Source organism: Streptomyces sp. NPDC004752, assembly GCF_053601275.1.
The window spans coordinates 84,873-98,803 of sequence record NZ_JBSGBN010000006.1; the positions used below are offsets into that span (position 1 = coordinate 84,873).

Below are 13,931 nucleotides of genomic sequence, written 5' to 3' on the forward strand. Positions count from 1 at the left end.
TTCATCTCCTCATCAGGGCCGCGCCACGGACACCGACGGTGCGTGGCGATTGGGGTTGGTCGGGTCGTAGATCGCGGTCTCGAGGTTCTCCAGCGTGAACTGGCTGCCCTCGGACATGCGCCGGGTCGCGGCGAAGTCGGCCGAGCGCTGCTGGCAGCGATCGGTGAAGGGCCGCTCCAGCTGCTCCCAGCGCTCCATCGCCTCCTCCAGCTCGCCGTCCGCGGCCTCGCTGGCGGCCACGGCCAGGGTGTAGGCGTTCGCCATGGCGCAGCCGGCGCCCTGGGCGAGCGCGGGCGGCATGGCGTGCGCGGCATCGCCCACCAGGGCGACCACACCGCGGCGCCACTCTGCAACGTGGGTGGTCTCGTATCCGTAGTAGCGGGGGTCCCGGGCCCGTGCCGCGGACCGCAGCACGGGGGTGAGCTCGGGGTAGGCCGATGTCCACAGGTCAAGGTCGATCGGCGTCCGGCTGCCTTGCTCATCGTCCCGGCGGGCGCCGAGGGCGATGTAGAGCTCGCGCTCGTTGCAGGGCACGTAGAGCACGCGCAGATAGCGCGGGTCGAGGTTCCAGAAGTCGATGACGTTGTCCCATTCGCCGGGGCCGAGTTCGGCCCGATGGCGGGGGACCAGGAGCCGGATGATGCCATCGCCCGACTTCCACCGCTCCTGTGCGAACCCGATCGAGTCGCGCACCTTCGACTTCACCCCGTCGGCACCCACCACGAGGTCGGCGTCCAGGGTCTCGCCGGAGGCGAGGGTGATCCGGCCGCGCGGGTCGGCGGAGACCACCTCGGAGCCGGTGCAGATCTCCACTCCGGCCCGCAGGGCGGCATTGAGCAGGGACTTGTGCAGGTGTGGCCTGGTCAGCGTGCGCCAGGGCAGTCCGCCGAAGTCCTCGTGCGACAGACTGTCGTGCTGGAACCGCGTCTCGTACCAGGGCGGTGTCATCGAGTCGGCCATCACCTCGTCGTAGGCGCCGATGGCCTTGAGGACCTTGAGGCTGTTGTGCCACAGGACGATGCCCGCACCCTGCTCGCGCAGCTCGGCGCCCATCTCGTGTATCCGCACCGTCCATCCGCGCTGTGCGAGCGCGGTCGCGGCCGTGAGGCCGGCGAAGCCCGCGCCGGACACCTCCGCGTGGCGTCCTCGCCCGTTGATCGTGGTTTCCATTGCTCCGCTTCCCCTCGTTGGTCAGGCCGGACGGCCCTGGGTCACTTCGAGGACTTCTCGACGAACGCCGGGGTGTAGATGTCCTCGACGGCGGGCGGGCTGCCCTTGAGCACCTGCTGGTCGGCGAGGGTGTCGATGGTGGCCTGCCACACCTGTGCGTCCATGGCGCCGAGCCCGTTCTTCTCGGTGGCGTCGCTGGTGAAGGTGTGGTCGACGTCCGCCTGCAGCTGCCGCTGGAAGAGGTCGGCCTGGTCGCGGTACTCCGGGGAGGAGTCGGCGAGGATCTTCGCGGTCTTCTCGGGATTGTCGATGACGTACCTGAACGCCCTGAGATAAGCGTTGGTGAAGCGCTGGACGAGGTCGGGGTGATCCTTGACCATCTCGTCACTGGTGAACAGGCCGGATCCGTAGACCTTGTAGCCGTGATCCGAGCCGAGCATCACGTCGAGCGAGCCCTCGCCGCCCGCGGCGTCCTCCAGCTGCGGCACCTCGGCGTCGATGTAGCAGGGAACGGTGTCGACCTTGCCCTTGATGAGGTAGTTCTCGTACGGCGGGGTGACGGTGACCTCTCGGAGGTCCTTGCGCTCCATGCCGTTGGCGGAGAGGAGCGCCTGGTAGAAGACGAAGGTCGAGCCGGCGGGGTGAATGCCCGCCGTCAGACCCTTCAGGTCATCGATCGACTTCAGTTCCACGTCCTTCTTCACGGAGCACATGGCCAGCGGCGAGTGCTGGTTGACGACCGCCAGCGCCTTCACCGGGATGTTCTGGGAGCGGGCGATGACGAGCGAGGGCAGGTCGGCGAAGCCGAAGTCCGCGCGGCCGGTGCCGACGAGTCGCAGGGCGTTCGACGAGCCTGTGCCGGTCTTGATGGCCTCGACATCGATACCCTGCTGCTTGAAGTAGCCGAGCTTGTCGGCGACGTGGAATATGCCGTGGTCGCCGCGCAGCTGGTAGTCGAGCTGCACCGTGACGGTGTCGAGGCCGTCGGCGGAGCCGGCGCCACCGCCCGCCTCCCCGCCGCAGGCGGAGAGAAGGAGTGCCGCGGCGGCCGCGGCGGCAGTGGCCGCCTTCTTCGTATATGTCCTGGCGGGCTTCCCCCGGGGAGTGGCCAGGGGTTTGGTGGGTGTGAACATAGTGGCTCCTGGCGGATGAGGAGGTGCGAGAGCCGTGGTCAGTGCGCATCAGGCCGCGATGTGCGGGAACCACTTCCGCAGGCCGAACTCGATGAGTGACAGCCCGTAGTAGAGGATCAGGCCGAGCAGGGACACGAGAGTCAGGGCCGCGAACATGAGTGGTGTGTCCAGCTGCGTGGAGGCGAACTGGATGAGGTAGCCGAGGCCGTTCTCGGCTCCCGCGAACTCAGCGACCACGGCGCCGATGACGGCGAGTGTGATCGCGATGCGCATGCCGGCGAAGAGGTACGGCAGCGAGGTCGGGATCTGGATACGGGCGAGGATCTGGTTCCGGTTGGAGCCCACGGACCGCATGAGCAGGATCAGATCCTGGTCGACTGCCTTCAGTCCGACGATCATGTTGAGTGTGACCGGGAAGAAGGCGATGACCACGATGAGCAGGAGCTTGGGCGCGAGGCCGTAGCCGAACCACAGGATGAAGATGGGGGCGAGTGCCACCTTGGGCACGACCTGGAAGAGGACGATCAGCGGGTAGAGGGCGCGCTCCAGCCAGGCGAAGCGGACGATCAGCACAGCGATCAGCACGCCGACGGCGAGGCTGAGCAGGAAGCCGTAGAGGATCTCCTGGGTCGTCACCCAGGTCGCCTCCAGCAGCAGGTCGCTCGAGCGACCCATCTCGCCGAGGAACTCGCTGGGCTTCGCCAGTTCAAAGCTCGAGATCCCGAAGATGCCGACGGCGAGCTCCCACAGGACGAAGGTGCCTGCGAACACCGCCATGCTGGGCCATGCCCTGGAGAGCCACGACCGCCACGCGCCGCCTTCTCGGCCGGCCCCGGCGTCGGTCGTCCTCTTCACGTTCTGCTGAGTGAGCGTCATGTCAGACCGCCACTTTCGGCTCGAGGTGCGCGCGCAGCCGGGAGGCGTATTCGCCGAATGCGGGCTCGTCGAGTACGCCCCGTGTGCGGGGCCGTGGAAGATTGATCTCGAGCGTCTCGAGAAACGGACCCGGAGTACGGCCCATCACGTGCACGGTGTCGGAGAGGAATACCGCTTCCGAGAGGGAGTGGGTGACGAAGACGACCGTTTTTCCGGTGGTCGCCCAGATCTCCGCGAGCTTTTCGTTCATCTCGTCCCGCGTAATGGCGTCCAGGGCTCCGAACGGCTCGTCCATCAGCAGAATTGCCGGGTCCATGGCCAGGGCGCGGGCGATGGAGACGCGCTGCGCCATGCCGCCGGATAGCTCGTGCGGCAGCTTGTCGCCGGAGCCGGCGAGACCGACGAGTTCGAGCGCGCGCTGTGCTGCGTCCGTCGTCTCCTGTCGGCTCTCACGCGTGGCGATCTGGCGGAGCATGCTTGTGTTCTGCAGTGCCGACTTCCACGGCAGCAGGGCTGGGCGCTGTGGTACGAGACCGATGCGCCTGCCCTTCACGGCCTCCGCGGCGGGCATGCCGCCGATGGATACGTCCCCGGCTGTCGGCGCGAGAATTCCGCCGATGATTTTGAGCAGGGTGCTCTTTCCGCACCCGGAAGGGCCCAGCAGAGTGACGAAACTGCCGGGAGCGATGTCGACGTCGAGGTCTTCGAGAACTGTCTGCTTTCTGCTGTGCCCTGCGAATCTCATGATGATGTCGTGGACGGAAATCCCCATGGATTCCATGAAACCCCCCTCTCCTCCAACGGAAGTGTGGTGGGAACGCCTCCCGATCGCGTTATCACTCTCTAATAATGCGTTATCATGAACGCTAGGCTCACCCTTCGGGGTGCGTCAAGACGGGTGCGCGCAGTTTTCTCGCCGCCTGCATGCCGGGAGTCGAACGTGCGGGCGGTCGCGTCGAGGCGACCGCTCGACGGACGCAAAGAGAACCGCCGCCGCGGATGAGGGCTGGCCTCCAGGGATCCCAGTAGTGCTTCGTTAGGTTGAGTCCGGTGGGTGGGTGTCTGTCCGGGCCGGGGCCGGTAACTCTCGGTGGCATGTGGGGCAGGCGCCGGTCCAGCACAGCAGCAGGTCCTGCGGGGTTTGAAGGATTTGGTAGAAGGTCAGGCCGGCGCTGGGGCTTTGGGGTCCGGGCGCCGGAGGGTGAGGAAGGCATGAGCTGCGGTGACGAGGGGGACGCGGTGGTGCCAGCCGCGCCAGGTGCGGCCTTCGAAGTGGTCCAAGCCCAGGCGGTGCTTGAGTTCGCGGTGGTCGTATTCGATCCGCCAGCGACTTCGCCATGCGGCAGGCAGGACGCCGTTCCACCCGCCACGCCCACCGGCCCTGTCCCGTGCGGCCTTCGTCGCCGCAACACCGGCAGGGCGGACCTCCAGCACGATGAACCGGCCGGTCATCGCTCCTTTGCTGCCCTGGCGCCAGGTGCAACGCCGCAGTCGGCGCCGTCCGGCGGCCAAGCCGTGCATCCGGCCGTATCCGGCATCGGCCACCACGACCCGGCCGGCCAGCCCCACCCGAGCGCCTCATCGATCGCGCCCAGGGCCAGGCGCCACTTCTCCCGGTGCCCCAAACCGTCAGGCACTCCAGCCTTCGCGCGACGCCCATCGTCCGGATCCGCCCACTCGGCAGACAGGAACAACCGCCAGTCCAGCGGCACCGAAGCAGCATCAGTGACCGTATGCAGGCTCACGATTCGTCTTCCACTTCGAACTGTCCTGACTCTGCGCCAGCCGGGCCACCCCACGCGCCATCAGGTGCGTGCATGGCTGCACCGCGGTCTGACACAGGCACCAGCAAGGAGAAGCCCGTGCCCGTCGAAACCATCCTCGGCCCGATCCAGCCCAGTGAACTCGGCGCCGTCGACGCCCACGAGCATGTGTTCTTGCGTACCCCCGTCAACCCTGGGGACGACTTCCTTGACCCTGAGCGGGCGGCCGCCGAACTCTCCCTTGTTTCCGCGTCCGGCATCCACACCGTGGTGGACCTCACCCCTGTCGGACTCGGACGGCAGCCGCTGAGACTGGCCGAGATCTCGCGGCGGACCGGTGTCCGCGTGGTGGCCGCGACCGGCTATCACCGTGCGGCGCACTACGCGGAGAGCCACTACACAAGGCCGGCATCATCAAGCTCGGGGCCTCCTATCAGAAGGCCAACGGCCTGGAACGGCACTGGTTCGCCGCCGGGGCCGCCGCTGCGGCGCAGACCGGGGTACCCATCGCAGTGCACACCGAAGTGGGAACAGCGGCGTTCGCGATACTGGACCTGCTCGCGGGCCACGGCATCCCCGTGGAGCGTGTCGTGCTCGCGCACACCGACCGCAATCCCGACCCCTATCTCCACCTCGACCTCATCGACCATGGTGCAAACCTCGTCCACGACACCATCGGGCGGATCAAGTACCGCCCGGACTCGGTCGTGTTGGACCTGCTGGAAACCACCGCCGCCCACGGCAAGCTCAGCCAGGTGTGCCTGGGAACCCACGTAGGCCGCAGCTCCATGCTCGCCTCCTACTCGAAACCGCCCCGCAGAATCTCCTCGGAGACGCGAACCAGGCCGTGGCCGACGGGGGCCCGGAGGGGGCGATGGCCGAACACCTGCGGCTTGCGCTGGACTTCTACGGCCAGGACCTGGACACCCCGCTGGACGAGGTCCTGGCCGGGCGGGGCATCAAGGTCGCCACGCTCGAGGATGAGCTGACGGCCGCCCGCTGAGCCAGCACCGGACAGACATGCAGACCGGCAGCGGCAGTCTGCAGGTCCGCCAGCTCGACCATGCCTGCGCCGAAGCCGACTGCTTCGTGACAAACCTCTTCGTGACAACCCGCGTCTGCTCAGGCGGACGGCGGCGCGGCACAGGAGCCGCGGAGGACCAGAGCCGGCTGCACATCGATCTGCCGCGTGGGTGCCTCATCAGGCTCGGCCAGAAGTTCAAGGAGTGTCTGGGCGGCAAGGCGACCGACGTGCTGTTTGAAAGGTGAGACAGCGGTGAGGGCCGGGTTGGTGAACTCCGACAGCTCGTTGTCGTACGCGATGATCGAAAGCCTTTGAGGGACGGGGAGTTCGTCGGTCAGGCCGTTCTGCAGCAACGCCAGCGCGTCTGTGTCGGAGTGGCAGATCAGCGCGGTGACCTCCGCGTCGCGCAGTGTCCCGGAGAACTTGCGTACGTCCTCGGCGGTCCACCGGGGCCAGCCGTCCACGTCCGGCCCCTGGATCGCCGGCAGGTCGGCGGGCAGGTCGAGGCTCTGGACCGCCTGCTGCCAGCCTGTCCGAACGACCTGGGACGTAGGGGAATCGCCGCGGGCGAACAGTGCGATGCGCTCGTGCCCGAGGTCGCGCAGATAGCCGACCGCGCGCAGGACACCCGCCTCGTGCGCTGATCGCACCCACGACACCGCAGGCGTGAGCACCGTGGTCATGCACTGCCGCTCCACCAGGACGCTCGGCGCGGGGAATGCGCCCTGGGAACCGCTGAGTTCGTCCAGGAGGGAGTCGGGAACGGTCGGCGCGAGCAGCAGGCCCTGGGCGCCGGAGTCGAGCAGCCCTCGCACCAGATCGGCTTCGCGTTCGGGTGTGTACTGGGAGACTGCGATCAGAATGCGCCCGCCGACCGCGGTCACGGTGCTGCGGATGCCGTCGACGATGTCCTTGAAGTAGTAGAGCGACTCCGGGATCAGGATGCCCACGACGGGCCCCTCGTCGGACTCTTCACCTCGGTGGCCCGTATACAACGCGCGCCGACGTGCGTCTGCGTGCGTCTGCGTGGGCTCGTCGGCAGCACCGGGGTTCGGGGCGGAGGTGAGCACGGCGCCACCGTGCACCTTCTCCAGGAACCCCTCACTGGTCAGAGCCTCCATGTCCCGTCGGATGGTGACGTCCGAAACCCCCAGTAAAGCCGCCATATCAGCCACACGGGCAACTCCGTCACGGCGGGCAGCGGCGAGTATGGCGGCACGCCTCTCCGCAGCGAGCATCCGCTTCTCCTCATCAAAGGCAGGGGTCCGGGTGTTGCCTCATGTCCCGACTGTGTCGCGGCCTGGGACCCCGGTCGCAGGGCTTGATCGAGTCAGAAGCTAGCAGGACCACGCTGCTGGACGCCAGAGTTCGTGTCGGATTTCTTATTTATTTGTCTGTCTTCGTGCTTATTCTTCGGGACGCGGTGACCGCAGGGTCGTCGACGCGGGTGGTGAGTGGCCGACCTCCCGGTGCGGCACGACAGCGATGGGGAGGTACAGGCGTGCAGGAAGACGGGAGGCGTCGGCGCGTTCGGTATTGCTACGGGGCCGTAGGCAGGCCCTCCCGCGGGCGGCGAGCAAGGGACCTGCATCTGTGCAGGTAGCAGGCCAATCCGGGTCGAAAGCCAACAGGGTCCACGGCCGGGCGCCAGTGGCGCGCACGAATCATTTCGAAAATCTCTTTTTCTGCTCTGTTTCGTCCGAAGGCATTGACATGCGTCGGGTCCGACTCAACACTCGCTCCACAGCAGCCGGAGCCTCCGGAACAGGCGGTGAACCCGGCCTCCGGCTACCGGCCAACACCCTCTGCAAGCAAAGCCGTTCCCCAAGGATCCGAGGAGACCTATGTCCACCGCACCCGCACGTGCCACCTCCAGACGCACCTTCCTGCGTGGCGCCGCAGCCGCCGCCGCAGTGGGCGCGGGCGGTTCACTGACCGCATGTGCTGCATCGGTCGACAAGAGCAGCAGTTCCGGCGGTGGCAAGAAGGTCAAGTTGACCGTGATGACCGTTCCCGGCGAGGTCGGTGCTGACGTCGTCAAGGCATTCGAGACCGCGCACCCCGGGATCGCTCTTGAGATCCTGACGTACGACCAGACGAAGCTCAATGCCATGATCACCTCGGGCAACACACCGGACCTCGTGCGTACCGCCGGTGCGACGGCGACGCCGTACCTCGCCCAGCGGGGACTCGCCGCGGAGCTCGACTCGTACTTCGCCAACAGCAGCGTCCTGAAGGTCGACGACCTCGACCCGGTGAACGACCTGTGGCGTTTCGACGGCGCTGTCCAGGGACGCGGGCCCCGCTATGGCGTGGCAAAGGACTACTCCCAGGACCAGATGTACTGGTACAACGCCAAAGCGTTCGAGGACTCGGGCGTGAAGGTGCCGACGACCCGGTCGCCGCTCAGTTACGACGAGTGGCTCGACCTCGGCAAGCGCCTGACCCGGCGCAGTGGTGGCCAGACCCGCACCTACGGCCTGGGCGCCTTCCCGTCCTCGACGCTGTCGCACTTCATCGGCATGGTGGAGTCCGCCGGCGGCAAGCTCTTCAGCGACGACCTGACGACCGTGGACTTCTCCACGCCCGAGGCCCGCCGGGTGCTGTCGTTCTACATCGACTACGCCAACGCCCGGGTCGGCAGCAGTGTCCTGGAGCCGCCGCCCGCCAGCGGCCTCAACCCGCTGTTCATGGCCGACCGCTACGGCATGCTGTGCCTGGGCTACTGGTTCGGCGGTTCTCTGTACGGCGACAAGGTTGCCGACCACGTCGGGCTGGCGCCCGCACCGCAGTTCGGGGCCAAGCGGGTCAGCCCCTGCTACTCCGCCACCGGTTACTGGATATCCGCCAAGTCCCGCCACAAGGACGAGGCGTGGCAGTTCTTCGAGTGGTACCTCGGTGGTGACCAGGCCAAGTCCCGTGCCTCCACCGGTTGGGGCGTGCCGGCGCTCAAGTCCTTGCAGGCGTTCATGCCCCGTGCGCAACCCGCGCAGCAGCAGGCGCTGGCGGTGCAGCGCGCCGAGCAGCGGTTCTTCTCTGCCATCACCTTCTCGCCGTATGTGCAGATCGACGCCGCCGAGGCGGCCGTCGTCCAGCAGCTCACCGAATCCGTCAAGGGCGGCGCGAGCGCCGGCGCGGTGGCCGATGCCCTCAACGCCAAGCTCAACGACTTGCTCAAGCAGGGCAAGGGGCTCAGCGGCCGGTGAGCCGCAGCTACTGGTGCACGTCCCGAGAGAAAGACGCGAGATGTCCGTGCTGACCGCGACGAGGGCCCGCATGCGCCCCGACCTGCCGACCGCGTCCCCGCGCCGCGGGTGGAGCCGCTACCGCAGCAGAACCTTCTATGCATTCGTCGCGCCCTGGGCGGTGGGATTCCTTGCCCTCACTCTGGCACCGATGCTGTACGCCCTGCGGCTGAGCTTCACCAACTCCGACGGGCAGTCCCCGCACACCTCCTACGTCGGTCTGCGCAACTACACGCAGGCTCTGCACGACTCGGATGCCCTGCACAGTCTCTACCGCACCGGGCTGTTCACCGCCACGGTCGTGCCGCTCACGGTGATCGGCAGCCTGCTGTTGGCCATCCTGGTCAACCAGCCGGTGCGCGGCCGGGGCTTCTTCCGCACGCTGTTCTACCTGCCGGCGGTGGTACCCCCGGTCGCCGCCGCGCTCACCTGGAAGCTGGTCTTCGACCACGATGCGGGGCCGGCCAACGGCTTGCTGCACCTGCTCCACATCGATCCGGTCAACTGGCTTCTGGACCCGGCGGTCACCTATGTGCTGCTCATGCTGATGCTGTGGCCGATCGGGTCCGGCATGCTGGTCAGTCTGGCGGGACTGCAGGACGTCCCCAAGGAACTGTACGAGGCGGCGAAGGTCGACGGTGCCGGCCCCATCCGCAGCTTCCTCAGTGTGACCCTGCCCCTCATGTCACCGGTGCTGCTCTTCCAGGCCGTCACCGGCGTCATCAACGCCCTGCAGACCGTGGTCCAGCCGATGCTGCTGGCGCCCGCGGCCGGCGGCACCGTCTCAGCCACCCAGGTCAGCCCCGACAACAACCTGATCATGGTGCACATCTACGCCCAGTACTTCTCCTACGGACGCTGGGGGTACGGCTCGGCTCTGCTGTGGCTGTTGTTCGTGATCGTGCTTGCGGTCACGGCGATGCTGCTGTGGCTGTCCAAGCGCTTCGTGTTCTACAACGTCGACCCCGACGCCCAGGGGCAGGAAGGCGGCCGGTGATGAGCTCGTCGACAACCAGGGTCAGGCGCAGCGCGCCGCAACCGGCCTCCCGTCGGCACTCCCTGGGCATGGACGCCACTACCCGCCGTTCCCGTCGGCACTCCCCCGGCATGGGCGCCACTACCCGCCGTTCGGGCCTGTACGCACTGATGATCCTCATCGCCGCTGTGCTCACCAGTCCCTTCCTGTGGCTGCTGGTCACAGCGCTGAAGACCGACAGGTCACTGGGCTCGTTCCCCATCCAGTGGGTGCCGCACCCCATGGCACTCGGCAACTTCAGCCGCTCGGTGCACTTCCTGCCGTACTTCGGCTATCTCCAGAACTCCCTGACCATCGCGGCCATCCAGTCCGTACTGATGACGCTCACCTCGGCATACGTGGGCTTCGGGTTCGCCAGGCTTCGCGGTCCGGGCAAGAAGGTCATGTTCGCCGTGGTGATGGCCACCATGATGCTGCCGCACATCACCACCCTCATCCCCACGTACATCATTTTCACCAAGGTGCACCTGCTCAACTCCTATGTGCCCTGGGTGCTGTGGGGGTTGTCGGGCTCGGCTTTCCTGATCTTCATGTTCCGGCAGTTCTTCGCCGGCCTGCCGATCGAGATCGAGGAGGCCGCGCTGCTCGACGGCGTCGGCTACTTCCGGATCTTCTTCCTGATCTTCCTCCCGCAAGCCAAGCCCATGCTCGCAACCGGACTCATCCTGTCCTTCACCTGGGCCTGGAACGACTTCCTCACGCCCATGCTGCTGCTCAGCCATGACCGCACCACCCTTGCCGTGGCCCTGGCCACCGACTACACCGACCCGCATGGCGCTCCCATCAACAACCTCATGGCCGCCGGCGCCACCCTCTACGTCCTGCCGGTCATGGCGCTGTTCCTGCTGGTCCAGCGCCACTACCGCGCCGGATCCGCAACGTCGGGCCTGAAGTGAGCACACATCCCCGGACCACGAAAGAAGCCATGGACTTTCGCCCCAGCGCCCTTTTCGCCATGCGCCCCGGACTTCCCCGACTCCTCTTCGACGCCCCCGCCATGCGCCGGCTGCGGCACCTGGTGGACATCGACACCGACTTCACCGTGACCGACTTCACCGTCCCGGCCGCGCAATCCGCCCTGGCCCAGGCCGACATCCTCATCACCAGCTGGGACTGCCCGCCGCTGGAAGCCGCCATGCTCGATCTCGCGCCGCGCCTGCGTGCGGTCGTGCACGCCGCGGGCTCGGTCAAACACCACATCACCGATGCCGCGTGGAAACGCGGGCTCACCGTCTCCTCGGCCGCCGAGCCCAACGCCGTGCCGGTCGCCGAGTACACGCTGGCCGCGATCATCATGGCCAACAAACGTGTCCCGTTCATCGAGCACCACTACCGCCGCGCCCGCACGGCAGCCGACTGGATGGACTGGTCGACCCTGCACCCGCAGATGGGCAACTACCGCAAGACCGTCGGAGTCGTCGGCTACTCACGCACCGGCCGCCGCATCGTCGACCTGCTGCGCGCACTGGACGTCTCGGTCCAGGTCCACGATCCGTACCTGACCGAGGCCGAGGCGGCAGCCGCGAAGGTACGCAGGACCGGGCTGGACGACTTGGTGGCGACCAGCGATGTGGTGACCCTGCACGCCCCGGCGGCCCCTGAGACCCGGCACATGATCGACCGGCGCCGGCTCGCTCTCATGCCGGACGGTGCCACCCTGGTCAACACCGCGCGGGGGGGCGCTTGTCGACCAGGGCGCACTGGTGGACGAGCTGCGGTCCGGCCGGCTGTTCGCCGTCGTGGACGTGACCGACCCCGAACTGCCGCCCGTCGACTCGGAGCTGTACGACCTGCCGAACCTCGTACTCACCCCGCACATCGCCGGCTCCCACGGCGGGGAACTGCGCAGGATCGGCGTCCACGCACTGGACGAACTCGAACGCCTGGTACGCGGGGAGCCCCTGTTGACACCAGTGCACGCCGAGCACCTCACGCGCATCGCCTGACCCTGACAGGACCGAGCCATGAAGATCTCGAACGCGCCGCAGCTCGCGCCGCTTCTGAAGGAGATCCGCCAGGTTGCCGCCGACGCGGTGACCGGCGGTGTTCCTCCACAACCCACCTGGTCGCTCTTCCGCCTGTTCGCGGACACCGGCGACCGGTTGGAGTATGAACGGCTCTACTTCCGCCGCCGACGGGCCCTCAACGCACTTGCCGTCACGGCCATGATCGACGGTGCCAAGGCCGAAGTGGCAGCACTCGCCGACCTGCTCTGGTCGATCTGCGACGAGTACACCTGGGCAGTGCCGGCCCATGCATTCCTGATCGATGCGTCCGGGCGGGACATGGCACGCTGCGTCGATCTGTTCGCCTGCGAGACCGCGCAGGCACTGTCCGAGATCGTGACGGAACTCGTCGGCGTTCTGCCCCCGGATGTCGCAGAGCGCGTCCGGGCGGAGGTCGAGCGGCGCGTTCTCGAACCCTATGTCGGCGACCCGCGGCCATGGCCCTGGGAGACCGCCCGCAACAACTGGGTCGCGGTGTGTGCAGGCGCGGCGGGTATGGCCGCCATGTCCCTGTGGACAGGGCAGCAGCTCGATGCCGCGGTCGAACGCTGCCGCCGTGCCATGCATCACTACCTGACAGTGGTCGAGGAGGACGGTGGAGCCGTCGTCGAAGGGGTGGGCTACTGGTCGTACGGCTTCGGCTACTTCGCCTACTTCGCGGAGGCTCTGCGCGAGCGCACCGGGGAGGATCTACTCGCTGCCGCGCGCGCCACCGCGGCGTTTCCGGCCGCGGTGCAACTCAGCGTGAACCGCTATCCGGCGTTCTCCGACTCCAGCGCGGTGCAGATCCTGCCGACCGGCCTGTTCAGCCGTATCAAGGCACGGCTCGGCGTCGATGTCCCCGTCCTCGACCAGGTGTCTCCCTTCGACTTCGATCACTGCTACCGCTGGGCGCACCTGTCACGCACACTCTCCTGGACCGATGGGAGCCTGTTCGAGGGGCCGGACGTGCACGCGCAGGGGGCATGGCTCGAGCGGGCGCAGTGGCTCGTGGAGCGGGCCACCGTCAACGGCATGCCGGTGGCTTTCGCCGCCAAAGGCGGGCACAACGACGAGTCCCACAACCACAACGACCTCGGGCACTTCATCCTCGAAGCACATGGTGAGGAGCTGCTCGCGGACCTCGGCGCCGGCGAGTACACCGAGGAGTACTTCGGCCCGGGCCGCTATGAACAACTTCACCCGTCGGCCCAGGGGCACTCCGTGCCGCTCGTCCATGGACGTCCCCAGCGGCCGGGACGAGACAGTGCCGCCCGCGTCCTGCGCGCGCACCGCCGGGACGACGGCAGTTACCTCGAACTCGACCTGACCGCCGCATACGACACGGGAACAGGAGTATGCCGAGCGTTCGCCTGGAAACCCGACGGCACCCTTGAGATCACCGACACCTTCGACACCCCGGCCGACGTCGACGAACTCTTCATCAGCAGACTGGCTCCCGAGGTCGGCACCGGCCACGTGATCTGGCGCGGTGCCAAGGCACGCGCGGTGCTGCGCTTCGACGCAAGCCGCTGGCACCCGCACGTCGAACACCTCCAGGCCACGAACCACCTCGGCGCACCCGACCTCGTCCACCGGCTCCGCCTCACTTCCACCGCATGCCCCGAGCGCGCGGTCTTCGCCTTCACCCTCGAAGAGGAGCGACCGCAGTAGAGGACCGCATCGAACGACAAGAATG

The 13,931-nt window shown here is 67.4% G+C and carries 10 protein-coding genes and 4 pseudogenes; 8 read left to right on the top strand and 6 right to left on the bottom strand.

Annotation, left to right across the window (positions count from 1 at the left end; genetic code table 11):
- Positions 1-12 precede the first annotated feature (12 nt).
- The 5 genes and pseudogenes from ACWEKM_RS04555 to ACWEKM_RS04575 form a co-directional block, all read right to left on the bottom strand.
- Entirely contained in the window at positions 13-1,170 is a 1,158-nt protein-coding gene (locus ACWEKM_RS04555; protein WP_451619670.1) for an FAD-dependent oxidoreductase, read from the bottom strand.
- A 41-nt stretch (positions 1,171-1,211) separates the two neighbouring features.
- Positions 1,212-2,303 (bottom strand): ABC transporter substrate-binding protein, encoded by a 1,092-nt coding sequence (locus ACWEKM_RS04560; protein WP_451619671.1) that lies wholly within the window; start codon positions 2,301-2,303, stop codon positions 1,212-1,214.
- Positions 2,304-2,351: 48 nt separating this feature from the next.
- Positions 2,352-3,179: an ABC transporter permease gene (locus ACWEKM_RS04565; RefSeq protein WP_451619672.1), complete on the bottom strand. Its 828-nt coding sequence runs from the start codon at positions 3,177-3,179 to the stop codon at positions 2,352-2,354.
- A 1-nt stretch (position 3,180) separates the two neighbouring features.
- Positions 3,181-3,960, bottom strand: coding sequence for an ABC transporter ATP-binding protein (locus ACWEKM_RS04570; protein ID WP_451619673.1), 780 nt, complete (start codon positions 3,958-3,960; stop codon positions 3,181-3,183).
- Positions 3,961-4,340: 380 nt separating this feature from the next.
- A pseudogene (locus ACWEKM_RS04575) lies at positions 4,341-4,924 on the bottom strand (transposase); the annotation flags it as partial.
- 72 nt (positions 4,925-4,996) lie between these two features.
- Here ACWEKM_RS04575 and ACWEKM_RS04580 point away from each other — a divergent pair.
- The 3 genes and pseudogenes from ACWEKM_RS04580 to ACWEKM_RS04590 form a co-directional block, all read left to right on the top strand.
- A pseudogene (locus ACWEKM_RS04580) lies at positions 4,997-5,281 on the top strand (phosphotriesterase family protein); the annotation flags it as partial.
- A 110-nt stretch (positions 5,282-5,391) separates the two neighbouring features.
- Positions 5,392-5,664, top strand: a pseudogene (locus ACWEKM_RS04585) (phosphotriesterase family protein); the annotation flags it as partial.
- Between the two features lie 152 nt (positions 5,665-5,816).
- On the top strand, positions 5,817-5,945 hold the full coding sequence (locus ACWEKM_RS04590; RefSeq protein ID WP_451619674.1) for a hypothetical protein: 129 nt from the start codon (positions 5,817-5,819) through the stop codon (positions 5,943-5,945).
- 119 nt (positions 5,946-6,064) lie between these two features.
- Here ACWEKM_RS04590 and ACWEKM_RS04595 read toward each other — a convergent pair whose 3' ends face one another.
- Positions 6,065-7,204 carry a substrate-binding domain-containing protein gene (locus tag ACWEKM_RS04595; protein ID WP_451619675.1) on the bottom strand — a complete coding sequence of 380 codons (1,140 nt, stop codon included), beginning with the start codon at positions 7,202-7,204 and terminating at the stop codon, positions 6,065-6,067.
- Positions 7,205-7,810: 606 nt separating this feature from the next.
- Between ACWEKM_RS04595 and ACWEKM_RS04600 the strand changes: the two genes are divergently transcribed.
- The 5 genes and pseudogenes from ACWEKM_RS04600 to ACWEKM_RS04620 all read left to right on the top strand — a co-directional run bounded on the left by ACWEKM_RS04600 (position 7,811) and on the right by ACWEKM_RS04620 (position 13,906).
- Positions 7,811-9,172 (top strand): extracellular solute-binding protein, encoded by a 1,362-nt coding sequence (locus ACWEKM_RS04600; RefSeq protein WP_451619676.1) that lies wholly within the window; start codon positions 7,811-7,813, stop codon positions 9,170-9,172.
- Between the two features lie 40 nt (positions 9,173-9,212).
- Positions 9,213-10,208 carry a carbohydrate ABC transporter permease gene (locus tag ACWEKM_RS04605; protein ID WP_451619677.1) on the top strand — a complete coding sequence of 332 codons (996 nt, stop codon included), beginning with the start codon at positions 9,213-9,215 and terminating at the stop codon, positions 10,206-10,208.
- 110 nt (positions 10,209-10,318) lie between these two features.
- Positions 10,319-11,143 carry a carbohydrate ABC transporter permease gene (locus ACWEKM_RS04610; protein ID WP_451619678.1) on the top strand — a complete coding sequence of 275 codons (825 nt, stop codon included), beginning with the start codon at positions 10,319-10,321 and terminating at the stop codon, positions 11,141-11,143.
- A 29-nt stretch (positions 11,144-11,172) separates the two neighbouring features.
- Positions 11,173-12,193 (top strand): annotated as a pseudogene (locus ACWEKM_RS04615) (hydroxyacid dehydrogenase).
- A gap of 18 nt (positions 12,194-12,211) precedes the next feature.
- Positions 12,212-13,906, top strand: coding sequence for a heparinase II/III domain-containing protein (locus ACWEKM_RS04620; RefSeq protein ID WP_451619679.1), 1,695 nt, complete (start codon positions 12,212-12,214; stop codon positions 13,904-13,906).
- Positions 13,907-13,931: the final 25 nt, after the last annotated feature.